Genomic DNA, 20,237 nt, shown 5'->3' with positions numbered 1-20,237 from the left:
ACGAATAATCATGCATTGAGGTTGTGTCATGGTGAAGGAACGTCGCACCGAACTGGTAGAGGGATTCCGCCATTCTGTCCCCTATATTAATGCCCATCGGGGTAAAACGTTTGTCATCATGCTGGGCGGGGAAGCCATCGAGCATGATAATTTCTCTAGTATAGTCAATGACATTGGCCTGCTTCACAGCCTGGGAATTCGTCTGGTGGTGGTCTATGGCGCCCGCCCGCAGATCGATGCCAACCTGGCGGAGCATCGTCACGAGCCGGTTTATCATAAACAAACCCGAGTGACTGACGCCAAAACGCTCGAGCTGGTTAAGCAGGCGGCGGGCATGCTGCAGCTGGAAATTACCGCTCGCCTGTCGATGAGCCTCAACAACACGCCGCTGCAGGGCGCCCATATCAACGTGGTCAGCGGCAACTTCATTATCGCGCAGCCGTTAGGCGTGGATGACGGCGTGGATTACTGCCACAGCGGGCGCATCCGGCGCATCGATGAAGAAGCCATTCACCGCCAGCTGGATAACGGCGCAATCGTGCTGATGGGCCCGGTTGCGGTGTCGGTCACCGGCGAAAGTTTTAACCTGACCTCCGAAGAGATTGCGACCCAGCTGGCGATTAAGCTGAAAGCCGAAAAGATGATCGGCTTCTGCTCATCGCAGGGGGTTCACAATCAGGATGGCGAGATCGTCCCCGAGCTGTTCCCCAACGAAGCCCAGGCGCGGGTGGAAGAGATGGAAGCGGACGAAGACTACAGCTCCGGCACCGTGCGCTTTCTGCGCGGCGCGGTAAAAGCCTGCCGCAGCGGCGTGCGCCGCTGCCACCTGATCAGCTATCAGGAAAACGGCACCCTGCTGCAGGAGCTGTTCTCACGCGACGGTATCGGTACCCAGATAGTGATGGAGAGCGCCGAGCAGATCCGCCGCGCCACCATTAATGATATCGGCGGCATCCTCGAGCTGATTAGCCCGCTGGAGCAGCAGGGCATTCTGGTCAGGCGTTCGCGCGAACAGCTGGAGATGGAAATCGATAAATTCACCATTATTCAGCGCGACAACACCACCATCGCCTGCGCCGCGCTCTATCCTTTCCCGGAAGAGAAGATCGGCGAAATGGCCTGCGTGGCGGTTCATCCGGATTACCGCAGCTCATCGCGCGGCGAAGTGCTGCTCGAACGCATAGCCGCGCAGGCGAAGCAAATGGGCCTCAGCAAGCTGTTTGTTCTTACGACCCGCAGCATTCACTGGTTCCAGGAGCGCGGATTTACGCCGGTCGACGTCGACCTGCTGCCGGAGAGCAAAAAAGAGATGTACAACTATCAGCGCCGCTCCAAGGTGCTGATGGCAGACCTGGCCTGATCCCTTCTCCCCGGAAGGCGCGCGGCCGACCGGGGAAAACCTTACTGGGCGGAAAAGATATCCGTCAGGCCGCTGCGTCGTTCGGTACGCGCAGCCACCGCCTGAGTCAGCACCTGCTCATCGGCATAGATCGACAGCTGCCGTTTCGCACGCGTAATGGCGGTATAAACCAGCTCGCGGGTTACCAGCGGCACGCTGCGCGAAGGCAGGATCAGCGCCGCGTGATCGAACTCCGACCCCTGCGATTTATGCACCGTCATCGCCCAGGCGGTATCGTGCTCCGGCAGACGACTTGGCTGTACCGACTTGATGCTGCCGTCGGGCATCGGGAACCAGACGCGCAGGCCATCGCCTCTTTCCAGCGCGATGCCGATATCGCCGTTAAACAGCCCCAGCGCGCTGTCGTTGCGGGATATCATCACCGGCCGTCCTTCATACCAGCGCGAATGCCGCGGTAACGCGATCGCCCGCTTGCGGTTCAGCATCTGCTCCAGCTGTTCGTTCACGCCGCTGACCCCATATGGCCCCTCGCGCAGCGCGCACAGCAGCTGGAATTCGCCAAAGGCGGCGATCATCTCTTCGGGCTCAGCCCGCGCGCGCAGCAGCTGCAGGAAGCGGCCGTAGCCCGCCTGCGCCTGATTCAGCATCGCTTCATACTCTTCGGTGGCGCTCAGCGGATACAGGGCGATATCGTCGAACGACTGACGCAGCGTTGCGCGTACCGCGCTGCGCTCGCCGCTGTTCACCGCCCACGCCAGATGGCCGATCCCGGAATGGCGACCAAAACGGTAGCTTTTTTGCAGCAGGCACAGGCTGTCGCGCAGCGCACCGGCAACGTTGCCCTCGCCCGCCGGCACCGGCTGGCCGGTCAACCGGGCGAGCTGTGCCGCCCGCGCCGGGGTATAGCCTGCATTAACCCAGGCGCAAATATCCCCCAGCACCGCTCCGGCCTCTACCGACGCCAGCTGATCGCGGTCGCCAAGGAAAATCACCCTTCCGTGCTCAGGCAGCGCGTCGATCAGGCGCGACATCATCGGCAGGTCAATCATAGAGGCTTCATCCACCACCAGCACGTCAAGATGCAGCGGGTTGTCGGCGTGATAGCGCATCCGCTGGCTGCCGGGCTGCGCGCCCAGCAGGCGATGGAGGGTGCTGGCTTCGGTGGGCACCAGCGCCTTTTGTTGGTCGCTGAGAGGGAGGCGGCGCAGCGCAGCGCCGAGGGACTCGGTCAGGCGCGCCGCGGCTTTACCGGTCGGCGCCGCCAGGCGAATCCGGCAGCGCGGGCTGGAGAATGTCTGGATCAGCGCGGCCAGCAGTTTAGCGACGGTCGTGGTTTTACCGGTACCCGGACCGCCGGAAATCACCGAAATCCGTCGGGTCAGGGCGACCGCAGCCGCCACTTTTTGCCAGTCCGTTTCCTCGGCGGGCGGAAACAGCGCATCGAGCGTCGAAGCCAGCCGGGCTTCATCCACCTCCAGCACCTGATTGGCCTCATTGAAAAAGCGCGCGACGGTTAATTCGTTGCGCCACATGCGGTTGAGGTAAAGCCGTTCGCCGCAGAGGATCATCGGCGTCGGGCGCTCACCGCCGCTGACCGCCTCAGCATCGTTAAGCAGCGGCAGCCAGCCGTCCGGGGCGCCGGTCAGCTCAAGGATCTGCTCACTCAGGCCTGCCGCTTTTGCGCTCAGCAGCTCATCCTCGGCGAGACGGGAAATCGGCAGGCAGACGTGGCCTTCACCGGCATCGCGGCTGAGAATGGCGGCGGTGAGCTTCACCGCCGGATGCGCCTCCTGCGCCACCATGAGCGCAAACTGGACGTCCAGCGGGCGCAGCAGGCGCTGTTCAACCGCCTGCAGTAACAGTTCATCCATGGTCATAGCACAACCTCCTGGGTTTCCCCGGCAAACAGCGCATCGAGGCCGTTAATCAGCGGCAGCGCCGGCCGGGTGGCGAAGATACCCTGCCCGCCGTCCTGCCCGTCCATGCCGCGTAAAAAGAGATAAATAACGCCGCCGAAGTGGCGTTCGTAATCATAATCGGCAATGCGGTGGCGTAAATATCGGTGCAGCGCCAGGCTATAGAGCTGATACTGCAAATCGTAACGGTGCGAACGCATTGCCTGCCGCATCGCGTCCTGGGTATAGGCCTCGCGATTTTCCCCCAGCCAGTTGGATTTGTAATCCAGCAGGTAATAGCGGCCGTTGTGGCGAAACACCAGGTCGATAAAGCCTTTCAGCATCCCACGCACCTGGCGGAAATCGAGCGTTGGGGTATCCACGGAGAGCGGATCGTACTGACGAATCAGCGCATCCAGACGCAGGGGATCCAGCGGCTGTTCGATGGGCAGATAAAACGCCATCTCCACCTGTTTATCGCCTTCGCTCAGCTGATTAAGGGCGATGCCCGCGCCGGGCAGAGGGGTACGCAGCACGCCGTCGAGCCATGCGGTCAGTACCGGGGTCCACTTTTCCTCGAAGCCGCTCAGCTGGAGCCTGGCCGCCATCCAGTCGGCGGGAACCGGCTGGGTAAAATCGAGATCTTCGAACAAACTGTGCAGAAACGTCCCCGGCGACGCGCCGCGGGGGAACTGGTGCGGCGTAAGCTGCGGCTCTTCCGCGACCTCACCGACGCCAGCGGCATCGACATCCAGACGCGGCAGAAGATCCTGCGCCGCGCTGTGTCCATTCTGCTGCAGGCCGGAGTAGCTGGTGACCCGCCAGTCATCGGTCACCGAACGCGCGAGCAAACGGGCTGAAAGCGGCGGTAGCGCCGCCTGCGGAGCCTGCCACGGCGTTGGCGCAGCCGTATCCGGGAGCTGCAGGGCGATCTCTCCGCTGCAGAACGCCTGCAGACGGGCCATCAGCCCTGCGGCATCCATCGCTTCCCCGCCCTGCAGCAGGCGGCCCAGCGCGCTGTGGTGAAAATCGCTGGCGCCGGGCTTGTCGCTGCGCCGGGTGCTGAGCGGCGCAACGCCAAGGCTGCAGTGCCAGACCGCACGGGTAAGCGCGACGTAAAGCAGGCGCAGATCTTCGGCCAGGCGTTCGGCCTCCGCCAGCTCCATGCTGCCCTCCGCCTGCCCCAGGTCGAGAACGGCGGCAAAGGAGGTTCTGTCGTGATAAAACGCCTGATCCTGTTTACGGAAACGCGCAATAAACGGCAGCCAGACCAGCGGATACTCCAGCCCTTTCGATTTATGGATAGTGACGATCTGCACCAGGTGCTTATCGCTCTCCAGGCGCATCTGCTGGCTGGAGGCGTTGCTATCCGGCTCGGCGATATGCTGCGCCAGCCAGCGCACCAGCGCATGTTCGCTCTCCAGCTGGTTCGCCGCCTCCTGTAGCAGCTCGCTGATATGCAGGATATCGGTCAGGCGCCGCTCGCCGCCGCTGGTCGCCAGCAGGTTTTCGGCAATGCGCCGCGCGGTCATCAGCGCGCGCAGCATCGGCATCACGCCGCGCTGCCGCCAGACTTGCCGGTAGCCGCTAAACTCTTCTACCAGCTCATCCCAGGCCCGTTCGCTCTGGTTGAGGTTTTCAATGTCCTGCGCGTTGAGGCCGAACATTGCGGTCGCCAGCGCGCTGCGCAGGGTATTTTCCCGCTCGGGGGCCAGCACCGCCTGCAGCACCCACAGCAGCTCCTGCGCCTCGGGGGTTTCAAACACGCTATCGCGATTGGAGAGATAAACGGAGGGAATCGACAGCAGCTGAAGGGCATCGCGAATTAACGACGCCTCCTGACGATTGCGCACCAGCACCGTGATGTCCGAAGCCCGCACGGGTTCAGCTTTTTCACCGCGCCACAGCAGCGCCTTGCCCTGCTGGCCCGCGCTGAGCCAGTCGCGAATTTGCGCCGCGCACAGCTGGGCCATAAACGCCTGGTAATCCCCCGCCCCGACGGCCTCGCCCGACATCAGCCAGATATTCATCGCCGGTACCGCAGCATCATCGACGGTAAAGCGCAGCCCCTGGTTTTTATCGGCCGACTTCACCGGCATAAACGGGATTTCGCGGAACATAAAGGGGTTATCGCTGAGGCTAAACAGGCGATTGACGCTATCAACCATCCCCGGCGCGGAGCGCCAGTTGGTATCGAGCGTATAGTGGGCGGTGACGTCCCCACGCGCTTTCATGTAGGTAAAGATATCCGCGCCGCGGAAGGCGTAAATGGCCTGTTTGGGGTCACCAATCAGCAGCAGCGCGGTGTCAGCCTGGCGCCGCCAGATGCGGCGAAAGATTCGGTACTGCTGGGGGTCGGTATCCTGAAATTCGTCGATCATCGCCACCGGAAAGCGCTGGCGAATCGCGCTGGCCAGCGCTTCGCCGCTCTCCCCGCGCAGGGCGTCATCCAGGCGGCTAAGCATATCGTCAAAGCCCAGCTCGCCGCGGCGGCGTTTCTCCCGCGCGACCGCTTCGCGGATTTCAACCATCGCCCTGGCAATCACCAGATCGGTCAAGGTTAACGGTGTCGCCAGCAGCGCTTCTACCGCGCTGAACAGCGGGTGTACCGGCGGCGCGCCGTCCGCTTTGGTGCGCTCAAGCAAGAAGGCCTGGGAGAACTTCTCCAGCGCATCCGGAAGCTGGTAGCTCAGGGTCTCTTCCTGGGCCCAGGCGGTCACTTTCTCCAGCCATTTCCCCTGATTGCCGCGATTAAACTTGCGCCGGTCGAGGGCCGAGTTTTCCAGCACCGCCTCAACCTCGCCCACCTGTGCCAGCCACTGCTGCTTCAGCGCGTTGATGCGTTCGATAATTTGCTGATGGCGTTCGGCCAGCGTTTCGTCAGCCGGCGGCGGCGATTTGAGCTGCGGCGCCTCTCCCTGTAGCCAGCGGTCGATGGATTTCAGCAGATCGCGCGGCCCTTTCCACGCTTCGTGGATAACCGCCGCGATGTCACGCGGCAGTGGGTAACAGTGGCGACGCCAGAAGTCGGCGCAGGCCTGATAGCGCAGGCGGGATTCATCTTCAATCAGCTGCTGTTCGAACAGCATGCCGGATTCAAAGGCGTTAAGGCTCAGCATCCGCTGGCAGAAGCCGTGAATGGTAAATACCGCCGCTTCGTCCATCTGCCGTTCGGCCAGCAGCAGCGTTTGCGCCGCCTGGGTTTTATCGGCGATTTCCGCCAGCAGCCCGGCGTAGAGAGGATTGTCGGTACTTTCGCGCAGGCAGGCGATACGCAGCTCGTGGATATTGCTGCGAATACGCCCGCGCAGCTCTTCGGTCGCCGCTTCGGTAAAGGTCACTACCAGCAGCTCTTCCACGCTGACCTGGCGGGGAAAGGCGGATTCCCCGCCCAGCCCCAGCAGCAGCCGCAGATAGAGGGCGGCAATGGTAAAGGTTTTTCCTGTGCCCGCAGAGGCTTCTATCAGGCGCTCGCCCGTCAGGGGCAAGCGCAGTGGGTCAAGAGACTCGGCGGTGTCGGTCATTCATTCTCTCGCATCAGGGGTAAGGATTTCTGCAATGCGCTGACGTTCTCCCAGACTTTGCCATCCTGCGGATGCGCGTATTCCGCCTTGCCATTCTGGCTACCGGAAACCTGGGAGAGAATTGCCATGCCCTGCGGATCCACCACCGTCTGATGGAAGAAGTCGGCAAGCTTTTGCGGCGTCAGCAGTTTAATCTGAGCCACTACTTTATCACGTGAATCGAAGCGCATATTACCGCGATCGAAATCTTTGCTCAGCTTCGACGCTTCATCGCCCAGCGTTTGCGGCGCTTCCAGCATCTGACCGATCACCGCCTGCTGAATCTGCGCAAACTCTTCCGGCTTCATTGCCCGCAGTTTGGCTTCCGCCGTGGGGAAGAAGGCCTGGAAACGCTGCCAGAGGTAAGCCGGCTGCTTATCGCTGCTTTGCAGCAGGAAGCCCATTCCCCACTGGCGGCCAACGTTCATCGAGAAGGCGAAGACCGCGTAGCCCAGCTGCTCTTCCGTACGTAGCTGGTTATAGAACCACGGCTGTACGATTTGCCCGAGGAGCGAGCTGGCGGCAGAGCTGGCGTATTCGTCCACGTTCGGCGGCGCGAAGACGGCGGCCAGCGCGGAATCGGTACTGTTGCCCGCTTTTTCAAAAATCGCCAGCTGTTTACGATCGACCAGAACGTCTTTGTTGCGGCACCACTCGTTGCCGTCGGCGCCCAGCTGTTTTTGAATCTGCCGCGCCATGGCGGTGGATTGATCGGCGGTAAGATTACCGATGACCATCAGCTCCGGTCGCCCTTTCGCCTTGAGATTATCGCGGTATTCCAGCACCTCTTTCAGGGTGATCGATGGCAGCAGCGCCCGACGCTCTTCGCGCTGGAAGTACGGCACCTGAGAAACCATCTGAATCGGCATGATCGCCTGATCGTAGGCTTTGCCTTTATCCGCCGAATCCATCATCTGGGCGTACCAGGATTTAGCCTGCTCCAGCTGCTCTTCGGTTGGCGTATAGCTGAAGTAACCATCGAGCAGGGCGTTAAACAGCTCAGGCAGATGCTGCGTATAGCCGTTGGCGTTAACCATCAGGCCGTTATTCGCGCCGGTAGAGAAGCTAATCCCCCCGACCGCCGCCTGGTTGCTGAGCTGGTCGAGCGCAATGCCCGCCAGATAATCATTGAGCGCAAACATCACCTGCCGGCGGGCGCTGTCCATTGCCTGCGGGTTACGCAGAACCAGCGAAATATCCGCTTTCGGTTCGCTGGCGAAGTACTGGCTCGGCGCGTAAATCACCCGCAGCGTCGGTTCATCTACAATCAGCTGCGGATGCGGGTAAGCCTTGTCGCTTTTGATTAAGCTGAAATCATCCGGAATATAGGGGTTCAGCACCGGCAGCTTGAGGTCGATGGCGCTGGACTTCTGCTGCCAGTCGGCAAAGGTCTGCTCGCTGATCTTATCCACCTGATAGGGCGCATTGACGAAGTAGGCGGTCTTGTTATGCGGCTCTTTCGGGCTGATGTACCAGATGCGGGCGTTTTGCGGCGTCATCATCGCCAGGCGGTCTTCGATCGCCTGCGGATCGTAGCGATCGGCAATGTTGACAACGTCCAGCGTATGCTCCACCGGCACGCGGATCATGGTGTCCGCCAGCCATTCGACGTAATCCATATTGCGGTTGATGGACGGGTAGCGGAAGTCGAGCGCCAGCACGTGGGCCAGCTCATCAAAATAGCGCTTATCGATTCCCTGGCTGCGCAGCAGATTGAGGTAGCTGAAGATGGCCGCGGTCACTTCATCGCGGTGCGCCAGACCTTTGTCCGTCAGGGTCGCGGATATAGCCAGCACCCCGCTGTTGCCGTTCACCACCGGGTCGGAGTCCGCGCGAATCCCTTCAACCAGCCCCTGCTTTTGCAGCCAGTCTGAGAGCGTACCGGGACTGCGATTACCGATCATATAGGTCACCAGCTCGTCGGTTTTGCTGCGGAACTGGTCGCTATTGTTATCAATGCGGAACTCCACGCGCAGCACTTTACGCGGCATCGCCGGGACGTAGTGAATGATGATGCCCTTTTGCGCATCGGTCACCACCGGGACGGTAATCTCCGGTTTGCTGATATCGTGGTTCGGCACGCGACCGTAGGTGGCCGCCGCGATGCTCGCCAGCTCCGGCAGAGGCTTGTTGCTGTAGATCACCGCTTTCATCAGGTTGGCGGAATACCAGCTATCGCGAAAGGCGTGCAGGGCATCAAGCACCGGTTTGCCGGGCTTGTCGCTCAGCGTTTCAAGGTTACCGCCGGAAAACTGCGAGCCGGGGTGCGCCGGGTTAATGGTTTCCGCGCTAACCTGCGCCATTCGCATCCCGTCCCGGGTACGCGCCATCGTGAGCTCGGCGTTAACCGCATTACGCTCGCGGTCGGCATATTTTTTATCCAGCAGCGGCGCGGCGATGGCGTCGGCCAGGCGATCGACCGCGCCGTCCAGGGCATCGTTTTCCACTTCAAGATAGAAGGCGGTGCGATACGGCGCGGTGCTGGCGTTGTGGCTGCCGCCGTGCATTTTGAGATACTCGGCGAGGCTGTCAGGATGGGGATACTTTTTCGAGCCCATCAGCGTCATATGCTCCAGGAAGTGGGCCAGCCCCTGATGCTCGGCGGGATCCTGCAGCGATCCCACGGGAACGACCAGCGCCGACAGCGATTTTACCGCCTGGGGATCGGAAACCAGCAGCACTACCATGCCGTTATCGAGGCGGATTGCCTGATATTGACGGGTATCTTTTTCGCTTTTACGGATGGTTTCCTGGATCGGTTGCCATCCGGTGTCTGCCTGACTTAACGGCGCCCAGAGGGCGGCCAGTAAAACAATAACCTTGAACCATAAACTGCGGGGCATTCACGGACCTCATCATTAACAAACCTGGCGCTGCATAATTGACAGCCTTTATAAACATCAGTCCGTGATTCGTTGCGCATCATAAATGAACTGCCATCCAGTGCGCAATTTTTATACTATTACAATGTTATTCGGACTGATGGAAACGAAACACCGGTAGCAAATAACGCTGCGTTTGCGTCAGGATCTCTTCATAGTATTCCGCTTCCAGCGTGCGCCACAGGCGCTGATACCAGACGTCGGCACCTTCGCCGCTGACCACCATGTTCCCTTCATAAGCCTGAAGAAATTTACTGCGCGCTTTTTGCTGCGTCTCTTCGTCCATTAACATGACATCCTTTTCGGCGTCATAACAGACTTTTAGCCATGCGCCGCCGCTTTCCGGCAGCAGCAGCAGCGGTTTGGACATTCCCTGCAGGTAACCGTCAACCAGATCGTTGAGGTAGCCCTGGGCCTGCTCCTGCGCCAGCGGTGGAAAACGCCACTCGCCCTCTTTGCGCACAAACAGCCGACTTTCGCCGGTACCGCCGCTAGCACAATAGACAAGATGCTCCAGCCAAAGTTGCATCCCCTGCGCCACGCTTAATAGCGAAGGCCGCCAGCGCAGCAAACCGTCGGATTGTACCTGCTGCAGCCAGCCGGTGATGTTGACTCCGCTGCATTGCAGATCGATTTCCATGCTCTGCCCCGGCTGGCGGCAGGCGATCACCCGTTCGGCCAGATTTTGCATCTCCTGACGCTGGGTCTCCCAGGCCAGTTCGCCGAACGCGCCATAGGGTAGCTCCCCGGCGGCACGGAAGCGGCGATACATTGCCGAGGCGTCCTGCTGCTCAATCAGCGTATTGAGCAGCTGCTGGTTCAGCTGATAGCGACTCAGCCCTTCGAGGGTAAAAGGTTCATCGTCGGGGATCTCGCTCTCCTCCGAGCGGAAATTCACCCGCAGCCGCTGCTGAAAGAACGCGCGAACAGGATGCTGCCAGAAGCGCAGCAGCTGTTCGAACGGTAAGTGATCGATGTCCGGTACCGGTAGCGGCTGGATGAACGCGCCGTGCGCTTCCCCCTGCTGGCTGGCGGCCGCCAGCCATTCCCGGGCATAGCTTTGATCTTCATTAGCCAGAAAATTTGCGGCATCGAAAGGCATGCGGGTATGCAGATGCGTGATGTGCTCTTTGACCCGCCGTTCGCTGGCATCGCAGTCCAGCTCTTCGTCCCCTTCCAGACAGTGGCTCTGGCCGATGTAGTCCGCCAGCTCCTGAACCAGAACGGAGGGATAGCGCTCGCTATTGTCCTGAATGGAACGGCCGATATAGCTGATATAGAGCTTCTGCTCGGCCGACATCAGGGCTTCAAGGAACAGATAGCGGTCATCGTCGCGACGGCTACGGTCTCCGCGCTGCGGCTTCTGGCTCATTAAATCGAAGCCCAGCGGCGCCAGGGTGCGCGGATAAACGCCGTCGTTCATCCCCAGCAGGCAGACCACCTTGAAAGGAATCGAACGCATCGGCATCAGGGTACAAATGTTAACCGGGCCGGCGAGAAAGCGCTGGCTGATGCGCTGCTGATCGAGCCTCTGGGACAGCTCATCGCGCAGCAAAGAGAGCGGTACCGTTTCGCCATACTGCGCGTCGACGCCGCCGTCAATCACCGCCTGCCACTGCTGTTCTATCAGCGCCAGGGCGGCTTCCGTTTCGCTGTCCGGAAGGAAGAAGTCGTTCAGCAGGTCGCGGCATACCGGCAGCCACTCGGCTAATGGGCGATCCTGGGCCAGCCCGCGGCGCCAGAGATTAAGCTGCATCAGCAGCGATGCCAGGTTGCCCACCAGCTCGGCGATAAGCCCGCTCGACTCATCATAAGGCAGCACCGAGCGCCACTCCCCTTCGCTGCTGTCCATGGCGTAGCCCAACAGCATACGCGTCAGGCCAAAGCGCCAGGTATGCTGGCCGGTAGCCGGGAGATCGAGTTCACGCACGTTGTCGTCATCCATTCCCCAGCGTACGCCGGATTCGTTAACCCACTGGCGCAGGTAGCGTAGCCCCTCTTCGTTAATGTTAAAGCGCGCGGCCAGCACCGGCACATCCAGCAGCGCCAGCACGTCTTCGCTGGCAAAGCGGCTGTCGGGCAGCGAAAGCAGGGTGATAAACGCCTGCAGCGCCGGATGCGATTCGCGGGCCCGCCGGTCGGATATCGCCCACGGCAGCCAGCGCTCGCCGCTGGCGCTGCCGAAGACCGCCTGAATATAGGGGCTGTAGCTATCGATATCCGCCACCATGACGATAATATCGCGCGGCGTGAGCTCGGGATTCTCTTCGAGCATCGCCAGCAGCCGGTCGTGCAGCACCTCAACCTCGCGCTGCGGGCTATGGCAGACATGAATCGTCAGGCTGCGGTCGTCCGCCGCCAGCAACCGCTTGCTGCGGCTGTTGGCAAACTCCTCGGCGCTGCGCCCGGCCACCGCCGCATTACGCAGTTCGAGAATATCCGCCTGAAGATTATGCAGCAGGTTATCCGGCGCGATATCGACAAAGGCGTCCAGCTCTTCATAGCGCTCAAGACCCGCCAGCAGGTAAATATAGTCGCGCCCCAGCTTGCCCCAGGAGGCCAGCAGCGGATTGCCGACATCCTGTTCCCCGGCATCGTTGAATAATCCCGGAGCCTGTTGCGTATCGCGAAACAGGGGCAGCTCTCGCGTCGTTTCGCGGTGGTGGCGGCGCTGGCGGGAGAGCAGCTTTGCCAGAAATGCCGGATCTTTAATGTCGCCCCAGTAGTAGCGGCACGGGTTAGTGAAGAGAACATATACATCGACATGCTTACCCAGCGCCTGGAGCGCCTGCAGGTATACCGGCGGCAGCGCCGAAATCCCGCAGATAAACACCCGCGACGGTAGCCCGACGGGCGGCTGTTCGGCGGCCTCAAGCGCGCTGATAAAGCGTTGGTATAAATTGGCGCGATGCCACAGCGGCTGGCCCAGTTCAGCGGTATATTCCACCAGCGCTTTCCACAGCGGCGCCTGCCACTCCTGCGCGTCTCCAAGCCCGTCAACGCGCTGGTCGGCCTCCCAGCGCATCAGCCACTCGGGGCGATAAACCAGATACTGGTCATAGAGATCCGCCACTCTGGCGGCCAGCTGAAACAGCTTGCGCTTGTCGCTATCGTCGTGCAGATAGTGGAGCAGTAGCGTAAAGGCTTCATCGTTCAGCCGCTGCGGTAGCAGGGTCATGAGTTTCCAGCTCATACTTTGCTTGCTGAACGCGCTTTCTCCGGGAATATCTTTTAACACCCGCACGAACATGTCCCAGATAAAACTGGCGGGTAGCGGGAACTCAATGTTGGCCGCAATCCCGAAGCGCTGCGCCAGCGTCATCTGCAGCCACTGCGCCATCCCGGTACTCTGTACCAGCACCATTTCCGGCATAAAAGGGTCATCCAGCCGCTGGCGCTCGACGATAAACTCCATCAAGGCTTCAAGCACATCCAGACGGTTTGAGTGGTACACCCTTAACATATTCGCTCCTGGCTACTGACTGACCGGGCAGTGCAGCCGGGTCATCTGCGCCCGCCTGGCTGCGGGCATCGTGATCGTTACCGTGATGCTGACACATCTTTGCACCGATGTCTGCATGCGGGATACCTGGCGATTCGCGGGAATCACCGGTGGGCTAAGCTGACTGAATCGCCACGCATCGCGCCACAGCTGACGGTACTGGTTGAGCTGCATAAAGCCGTTGGCCAGCCCACGCTGATAGCCCGCCAGCGCGGTCACGGTTGCGATAAGCAAGACTAAAGCCAGCAGCGTTTCGGGCAGGCTAAACCCTCTCTGCCGCCTCAGGGCATCTGGCATAGGCTTGCCTCCTTTAACGGGCAAAAATCGCTCCAGCCGTGAGGCGAAAAGCGGACGCGGTTTTGTTCGATTGCGCCTGACTGCCACAGCAGCATGCCGCCGCCACCGCTGCCGCCAATCAGCAATACCGAGGCGTCGCTAAAGACTCGCAGGCAGGCGCGCCAGCCGAGCGCCGCGCTCTGCTGGCAGCTAACCGTTTCCTGAAGCGGCCAGACGAGCCCCTTTCCCCACTGCAGCGCGGAATGCGCGTCAGCGGCATCGCCAAGCGCCCGCGTTTCGCTGGCCGTCTGCGCTAACAGCGAACGCTGCTGCTGGTGCAGCCCCTGGAGTAATAGCGTGCCGAGCGCTAACAGCAGCAGCACCATCAGCAGCGAAGAGAGCCCGCGCTGGCGATTCACAGGTTATATCCCGTTACGCCGTATTCCGCCCGGGCGCGGATTTGCGGGTCGGCGACCGAGTGCGCCGCAAGGGTAATCGATAATTCAGGCGCGAAGCCCGCCCTCTCCAGGCGCGTAACCTGAAACGCGGTGATCTGAATCGCCGCCGGGTTGGTCATTTTCTCCCAGCCTTTGCCGCTGCAGGCGCTTGCGCCGCGCAGGGTTTCCAGCGCGCCATCGCGCAGGCGAAACCCGGTGGTATCCGATTCCGATGACGGCGCATTATTCCAGACGCCATCGCTGTTGCTATCCCAGCTCACCAGCAGGCAATCACCGCCCTCTGCGATATACAGCGCCTGCCCATAACAGCGGCCGCGGCAGTATCCGGCGCGCTGCAGATGCTTCGCGACGGTGTAGATTCGCTGCCAGAGCTCATTTTCCAGCGACTGCTGCCGGGTCTGGCGAAGCGCGGCCCACTGCAGCGCCGGAAGAAAACGCGCGCTGCCGAGCAGCAGCACGGAGCTGATGGCCATCGCGATCAGCGTTTCCGGCAGGGAAAAGCCGCGCTGTTTTACAGACACGATGCCGTCTCCTCGCCGCGACACAGGCGGATACGCCCCCAATGAGAAACGATAATGTTCCAGCCGCCCGCGGCGCTTTGCAGGCGGATATGCCCTGCCCAGGCAGTATTACGCAGGCCATAAAACCCCAGCCCCGGCGTCATCGCGCTGAGCGAGACCTCCGGCCATAGCGGTTGCAGCGTGAAAGCGTCCCTGAGGCGACAGTCGGCCATCGCCCCGCTGGCGCTCAGGCACCAGCCCTCCGCGCTTTGGCCGACGCTTAATACCCTGTCGCGGTTGTGCCAGTTGGCGTCATCGCGTAGCAGCACCAGGTAGTCGCGGACCTGGCAGGCGGTTTGCCACAGGCGCTGCTGCCGTTGCCAGCTCTGCCAGCCGTACAGCCCGCTGGCGCCGAGAATGACGACCACGACCATGGTGAGCAGGGTTTCAATCAGGGTATAGCCATGTTCTCTGTTCATGGGCCGAGTATGCGGAGCATTGAGGCTTTATTCGAACGGTAAAATGCGGGTTTGCGGCGCGCGCCGGAGAGTATTAAAGGCGTTGCAGCGGGTTTCAACAGTGCAGGAAATCTGCTCGCAAAGAAGCGTTCCGTCGGGGGAATAAAGCTGGCCGTCGGCCCGGCTGAGGCATAAAAAAACCGGCGCTCGCAGGCGCCGGTTTTTCGTCGTCACTTCCGGGTTAAATCGCCACCGGCGCTTTAATCCCCGGATGCGGGTCGTAGCCTTCGATTTCGAAGTCTTCAAAACGGTAGTCGAAAATCGATGCCGGCTTACGTTTGATCACCAGCTTCGGCAGCGCCCGCGGTTCGCGGCTCAGCTGCAGATGCGTCTGCTCCATGTGGTTGCTGTACAGGTGCGTATCGCCGCCGGTCCAGACAAAATCGCCCACTTCGAGGTCGCACTGCTGCGCCACCATATGCACCAGCAGCGCGTAGCTGGCAATATTGAACGGCAGGCCGAGGAATACGTCGCACGAGCGCTGATAGAGCTGGCAGGAGAGCTTGCCGTCGGCGACGTAGAACTGGAAGAACGCGTGGCACGGGGCCAGCGCCATTTTGTTCAGCTCGCCGACGTTCCATGCCGAGACGATAATCCGGCGAGAATCCGGGTCGTTTTTCAGCTGTTCCATCACCGTGCTGATCTGGTCGATATGACGGCCGTCCGGCGCGGGCCAGGAGCGCCACTGCTTGCCGTAAACCGGCCCCAGATCGCCGTTTTCATCCGCCCATTCGTCCCAGATAGTGACGTTGTTTTCGTGCAGATACGCCACGTTGGTGTCACCCTGCAGGAACCACAGCAGTTCATGGATGATGGAGCGTAAATGACAGCGCTTGGTCGTCACCAACGGGAATCCTTCCTGCAGGTTAAAACGCATCTGGTGACCGAAGATGGAGACGGTACCGGTACCGGTGCGGTCATTTTTTTGCGTGCCCTCATCGAGCACTTTCTGCATCAAATCAAGATACTGTTTCATGGTTCCTCAAGAATTTTGTTGCTGCGGACGACAACGGTACGCCCAGACCATCATGATGATACCCGCAAGCACCATCGGAATCGAAAGAATCTGCCCCATGCTGATGTACTGTACCCAGCCGCCGGTAAACTGGGCATCGGGCTGACGGAAGAACTCCACGATGATGCGGAACAGACCGTAGCCAATGAGGAACAGGCCGGAAACCGAACCGGCCGGACGCGGCTTGCGGATAAACAGGTTCAGGATCAGGAACAGCACGACGCCTTCCAGCGCCAGCTCATAGAGCTGCGAAGCATGACGCGGCAGCGCGCCGTAGGTATCGAACAGCGATTGCCACTCAGGATGCGACGGCAGCAGCGCCAGGTCTTCCGCCCGAGAGCCGGGGAAAATCATGGTGTAGTGGAAGTTCGGATCGACGCGGCCCCACAGTTCGCCGTTGATAAAGTTGCCCAGACGCCCGGCGCCGAGGCCAAACGGAATCAGCGGCGCAATGAAGTCGGAAACCTGGAAGAAGGTACGCTTCGTGCGTTTGGCGAAAATGATCATCACCAGAATCACGCCGATCAGGCCGCCGTGGAAGGACATACCGCCGTCCCAGACGCGGAACAGATAGAGCGGATCGTCGAGGAACACCGGCAGGTTGTAGAAGAAGACATAGCCAAGACGCCCGCCGAGGAAAACCCCGAGGAAGCCGGCGTACAGCAGGTTTTCAACTTCGTTTTTTGTCCAACCGCTGCCCGGACGATTGGCCCGACGGGTGGCCAACCACATCGCAAAAACAAACCCAACCAGGTACATCAGACCGTACCAGTGGAGGGAGACCGGTCCAATGGAAAAAATTACCGGATCAAACTCCGGAAAATGCAGGTAGCCACTATTCATCTGTCACCATAAACACTTGTTATTCCGCCGAAAGTGGACAGCGGGGATCGTTCGCGCGCGTCAGAAACGGGCGCTCCAAAGGCTGCGAATGATAGCATAAGCGCGAAGGGCGATCCGCGCCGGACATGTAAAAGATATGTATACGAATGCGAATTCGCGGCTGAGCATTCCCGGAGGCGGCGCGCTGCGCCTGTCCGGGCTACCCAACCCTCAGGCCGCCCGAACCTCGTCAGCGTTGTCCCGGATCACGGCTAACGCCTTACCCGGGCTACAAATTCATGAACCGTAGCCCGCGCTAGCGGCCGCCGCGAATCAGGCCGCCGAGTCCGCGTCGCTCCATAAAAGCCGCGACCTGATGGCGCACTTCGGCGGTCATCTGCGCTTCCAGGCTACGCTGGGAAAGCTCCTGGGCTTCATTGATATCGATGCGCCGCAGCAAATACTTCACTCTCGCCACCGAACGACCGTTCATCGACAGATGACGATAGCCCATGCCAATCAGGATCGTCACGCACATCGGATCGCCCGCCATTTCGCCACACAGGCGCAGGTCGATACCAAAACGCTCGGCGTCGCGGGCAATCATCGCCAGCGCCCGCAGTACCCCCGGATGCAGGCTGTCATACATACTGGCGACCCGGGTGTTGTTGCGATCCACCGCCAGAATGTACTGGGTCAGATCGTTGGTGCCAACGGAGATAAAATCAACGCGATTCGCCAGCTGCGGCAGCATAAAGACCATCGACGGCACTTCCAGCATCACGCCAAGACGCGGGCGGGGAATGGCGTAGCCGATCATCTCTTCCACTTCGCGGCTGGCGCGATCGATCAGGCGACGAGCCTCATCCACTTCATCCAGGCTGGTGACCATCGGTAGCAGGATGCTGAGGTTTCCGGTTGCCGCGTTGGCCCGCAGCATCGCGCGGACCTGTACCAGAAAGATCTCCGGCTGATCGAGCGTGATCCGAATACCGCGCCAGCCAAGGCACGGATTCTCTTCGCTGATCGGCATATACGGCAGCTGTTTATCCGCGCCGATGTCCAGCGTGCGCAGCGTCACCGATTTCTCGTTGAACATCTGCAGCATGCCCTGATACTGGGCAACCTGCTCCTCTTCGGAAGGGAAGCCGCTTTGCAGCATAAAGGGGATTTCGGTACGGTAAAGGCCAATACCGTCGACGAAATTGCCGAGTTTTTCTTCATGCTCGGGGCTCAGGCCCGCGTTGAGCATGACTTTTACCCGCTCGCCGCTTTTCAGTTCGGAAGCGCGTTCAAGATCGTCCTCGGCCAGGCGGCTAAGCTCGTTCTCTTCGCTGATCAGGCGCTGATACTCTTGCAGCAGCACCGGCTCGGGATCGACCAGCAGCTCGCCGCGATAGCCGTCGACAATCAGCGTATGGCCGTGCAGCAGCGAAGGCTGAATATCCGCCCCCATCACCGTCGGAATGCCCAGCGCGCGCACCATAATCGCGGCGTGGGAGTTCGCCGCGCCATCGCGCACCACCACGCCGGCTAAACGATCCTGAGGAACCTCCGCTAAGGTGGTGGCCGACAGTTCATCCGCCACCAGCACGATGCGCTCCGGCCAGGTATTGGGCCCCTGGATACTGTCATCGAGATGGAAAAGCAGCCGCTGGCCCAGCGTGCGCAGATCGCCCGCGCGCTCTTTCAGATAGCCGTCGCTGAGCGCGGCAAACTGTTCGGCGAATTTCTCGATGATCTTCTTCACCGCCCATTCGGCCACCGCGCCTTTATCCACTTCAGCGAACAGCTCGCGGCGCAGGCGCGCGTCGGAAAGCAGGTGCGAATAGAGGTCAAAGATGGCCGCCGTCTCTTTCTGCGCGCCGGCAGCGTAGCGTTTGCTGTAGCGGCGAAACTCATTCGCCGCCTCTTCCAGCGCGCCGGTCAGCCGCTCGCGCTCGGAAGCGGTATCGAGCGTCGAGGCTTCATAAACCTGCTCCATCAGCGGCAGGCTGACGTCCATCCAGCCTTCGGCAATCGCCACGCCTGACGAGGCGGGCAGCGCGCGGATGCGGGTCTGACGATATTGACCAAACAGCGCGTTCAGCTGGGATTGAGAGAGAATGCCGGCGATTTGCGTGGCCAGGGTGACCAGGAAGGACTCTTCGCTTTCGTCAAACTGGCGCAGTTCGCGCTGCTGCACAACCAGCACGCCGAGCAGCTGACGCCGCTGGATAATCGGCACGCCGAGGAAGGCGCGAAAGCGGCCCTCTTTGACCGCGGGAATATATTTAAAGCTGGGGTGCTTTTGCGCGTCGGCGAGGTTAATGGGTTCGGCCAGGCGGCCAACCAGGCCCACCAGACCTTCGTCAAAAGCGAGCGCAACGATGCGCCCGCGCGGCTTTTTCAACCCGCGCGTCGCCATCAGGTAATAACAGCGTCGGTCATTGTCAGCCAGATAAACCGAACAGACTTCCGTCTCCATCGCGGCGCAGATATCGGTGACCAGGATATCCAGCGCCTCGTTTAAACGCGGCGCACTCGCGACCTTCTCGACTATTTCTCGCAACCGAGTGAGCATAATGTGCGTGGCTTAACCTCTTTTACGTCGATATGCAGGCGCGCTCTGCGGCTTAGGCGTGCTTTCCGCCAGCGCCATGGTGACGCTGGCAAACTCTTTCATCACCCTGCGGTATACGTCGCGCTTAAACGACACCACCTGACGCACCGGGTACCAGTAGCTTACCCATCGCCAGCCATCAAACTCAGGTGTACTGCTGGTTTGCATATTGACATCCGCATCGCTGCCGATCAATTGCAGGAGAAACCACTTCTGTTTCTGGCCGATACATACCGGCTTTGTGTCCCAACGCACCAAACGTTTAGGCAATTTGTAACGCAACCAGTTACGGGTTGAAGCAAGGATCCGCACATCTTTACGGCTTAGCCCAACTTCTTCGAACAATTCCCGATACATCGCCTGCTCTGCTGATTCCCCTGGATTTATGCCCCCTTGCGGGAACTGCCACGAGTGCTGACCATAGCGCCTGGCCCACATAACCTGGCCCTGGCGATTACAGATTACAATACCGACATTTGGGCGGTAGCCATCGTCATCAATCACCGGACTACCTCAAAATAAGCTTCAATGTGAATGATTGTTTCACACTCGTTGGAAACGGTAAACCACTCTGTGAGGGGGATGAGATCGAATAACATTTGAATAACTCACAGTAATACCCGGAGTTATAAACAGCGAAAGCCATACCCGGACGATTTTATTCACTTTTTCTGTGGATAGAGTTGTGAAGAAGTACGGAATTAACCAGGGAAAACCCGGAATCATCCGAACAGAGTAGCGATAGCACCTGGTTATAATGACCTAATTTTCATAAAGTTAGCATGTTAAAATTTCATAATTCACAGTATAACGTGACGATCATCACATAAGAGATCCTGGAACT

General features: G+C 60.1%; 13 protein-coding genes. 1 reads left to right on the top strand and 12 read right to left on the bottom strand.

Going from position 1 to position 20,237, the window contains the following annotated elements; all coding sequences use genetic code 11:
- Window positions 1-28: 28 nt before the first annotated feature.
- Window positions 29-1,360, top strand: a complete 1,332-nt coding sequence (gene argA / locus F8562_RS23780; protein WP_004853841.1) for an amino-acid N-acetyltransferase — start codon at window positions 29-31, stop codon at window positions 1,358-1,360.
- A gap of 41 nt (window positions 1,361-1,401) precedes the next feature.
- Here the strand turns inward: argA and recD are convergent, their stop codons facing one another.
- The 12 genes from recD to rppH form a co-directional block, all read right to left on the bottom strand.
- Window positions 1,402-3,237: an exodeoxyribonuclease V subunit alpha gene (recD, locus tag F8562_RS23775; RefSeq protein ID WP_014839419.1), complete on the bottom strand. Its 1,836-nt coding sequence runs from the start codon at window positions 3,235-3,237 to the stop codon at window positions 1,402-1,404.
- Window positions 3,234-6,779 carry an exodeoxyribonuclease V subunit beta gene (gene recB / locus F8562_RS23770; RefSeq protein ID WP_089046389.1) on the bottom strand — a complete coding sequence of 1,182 codons (3,546 nt, stop codon included), beginning with the start codon at window positions 6,777-6,779 and terminating at the stop codon, window positions 3,234-3,236. Before recB ends, recD begins: the two co-directional genes overlap by 4 nt.
- The gene (ptrA, locus tag F8562_RS23765) at window positions 6,776-9,661 is read right to left on the bottom strand and encodes a pitrilysin (RefSeq protein WP_014839421.1); all 2,886 of its coding nucleotides are present in this window, start codon (window positions 9,659-9,661) and stop codon (window positions 6,776-6,778) included. The genes recB and ptrA overlap by 4 nt, the downstream gene beginning before the upstream one ends.
- Window positions 9,662-9,788: 127 nt before the next feature.
- Window positions 9,789-13,163, bottom strand: a complete 3,375-nt coding sequence (gene recC / locus F8562_RS23760) for an exodeoxyribonuclease V subunit gamma (RefSeq protein WP_014839422.1) — start codon at window positions 13,161-13,163, stop codon at window positions 9,789-9,791.
- 12 nt (window positions 13,164-13,175) lie between these two features.
- Window positions 13,176-13,499, bottom strand: a complete 324-nt coding sequence (locus tag F8562_RS23755) for a prepilin-type N-terminal cleavage/methylation domain-containing protein (protein WP_014226656.1) — start codon at window positions 13,497-13,499, stop codon at window positions 13,176-13,178.
- Entirely contained in the window at window positions 13,484-13,897 is a 414-nt protein-coding gene (locus tag F8562_RS23750) for a DUF2509 family protein (protein WP_014839423.1), read from the bottom strand. Before F8562_RS23750 ends, F8562_RS23755 begins: the two co-directional genes overlap by 16 nt.
- Window positions 13,894-14,457: a prepilin peptidase-dependent protein gene (locus F8562_RS23745; protein ID WP_014839424.1), complete on the bottom strand. Its 564-nt coding sequence runs from the start codon at window positions 14,455-14,457 to the stop codon at window positions 13,894-13,896. The genes F8562_RS23750 and F8562_RS23745 overlap by 4 nt, the downstream gene beginning before the upstream one ends.
- Entirely contained in the window at window positions 14,448-14,915 is a 468-nt protein-coding gene (locus tag F8562_RS23740) for a prepilin peptidase-dependent protein (RefSeq protein ID WP_014839425.1), read from the bottom strand. The genes F8562_RS23745 and F8562_RS23740 overlap by 10 nt, the downstream gene beginning before the upstream one ends.
- Window positions 14,916-15,135: 220 nt before the next feature.
- A complete protein-coding gene (gene thyA / locus F8562_RS23730) occupies window positions 15,136-15,930 on the bottom strand; it encodes a thymidylate synthase (protein WP_004124584.1) in 795 nt (264 codons plus the stop codon).
- A 6-nt stretch (window positions 15,931-15,936) separates the two neighbouring features.
- Window positions 15,937-16,812, bottom strand: coding sequence for a prolipoprotein diacylglyceryl transferase (gene lgt / locus F8562_RS23725; RefSeq protein WP_014226659.1), 876 nt, complete (start codon window positions 16,810-16,812; stop codon window positions 15,937-15,939).
- A 295-nt stretch (window positions 16,813-17,107) separates the two neighbouring features.
- Window positions 17,108-19,354, bottom strand: a complete 2,247-nt coding sequence (gene ptsP, locus F8562_RS23720; RefSeq protein WP_014226660.1) for a phosphoenolpyruvate--protein phosphotransferase — start codon at window positions 19,352-19,354, stop codon at window positions 17,108-17,110.
- A gap of 12 nt (window positions 19,355-19,366) precedes the next feature.
- On the bottom strand, window positions 19,367-19,897 hold the full coding sequence (gene rppH / locus F8562_RS23715) for an RNA pyrophosphohydrolase (RefSeq protein ID WP_004124593.1): 531 nt from the start codon (window positions 19,895-19,897) through the stop codon (window positions 19,367-19,369).
- Window positions 19,898-20,237: the final 340 nt, after the last annotated feature.

This window comes from Klebsiella sp. RCJ4 (genome assembly GCF_009025755.1).
GTDB lineage: Bacteria > Pseudomonadota > Gammaproteobacteria > Enterobacterales > Enterobacteriaceae > Klebsiella > Klebsiella michiganensis.
The sequence above is the reverse complement of the archived record's forward strand: the minus strand, read 5'-3'. Positions and strand labels throughout refer to the sequence as shown.

Bases quoted from the DNA above. Each gene is read 5' to 3' on its own strand.
- F8562_RS23740 (WP_014839425.1), bottom strand. From the start codon at position 14,915: ATGAACAGAGAACATGGCTATACCCTGATTGAAACCCTGCTCACCATG.
- argA (WP_004853841.1), top strand. From the start codon at position 29: ATGGTGAAGGAACGTCGCACCGAACTGGTAGAGGGATTCCGCCATTCT.
- recC (WP_014839422.1), bottom strand. From the start codon at position 13,163: ATGTTAAGGGTGTACCACTCAAACCGTCTGGATGTGCTTGAAGCCTTG.
- lgt (WP_014226659.1), bottom strand. From the start codon at position 16,812: ATGAATAGTGGCTACCTGCATTTTCCGGAGTTTGATCCGGTAATTTTT.
- F8562_RS23755 (WP_014226656.1), bottom strand. From the start codon at position 13,499: ATGCCAGATGCCCTGAGGCGGCAGAGAGGGTTTAGCCTGCCCGAAACG.
- recD (WP_014839419.1), bottom strand. From the start codon at position 3,237: ATGACCATGGATGAACTGTTACTGCAGGCGGTTGAACAGCGCCTGCTG.
- ptsP (WP_014226660.1), bottom strand. From the start codon at position 19,354: ATGCTCACTCGGTTGCGAGAAATAGTCGAGAAGGTCGCGAGTGCGCCG.
- thyA (WP_004124584.1), bottom strand. From the start codon at position 15,930: ATGAAACAGTATCTTGATTTGATGCAGAAAGTGCTCGATGAGGGCACG.
- recB (WP_089046389.1), bottom strand. From the start codon at position 6,779: ATGACCGACACCGCCGAGTCTCTTGACCCACTGCGCTTGCCCCTGACG.
- ptrA (WP_014839421.1), bottom strand. From the start codon at position 9,661: ATGCCCCGCAGTTTATGGTTCAAGGTTATTGTTTTACTGGCCGCCCTC.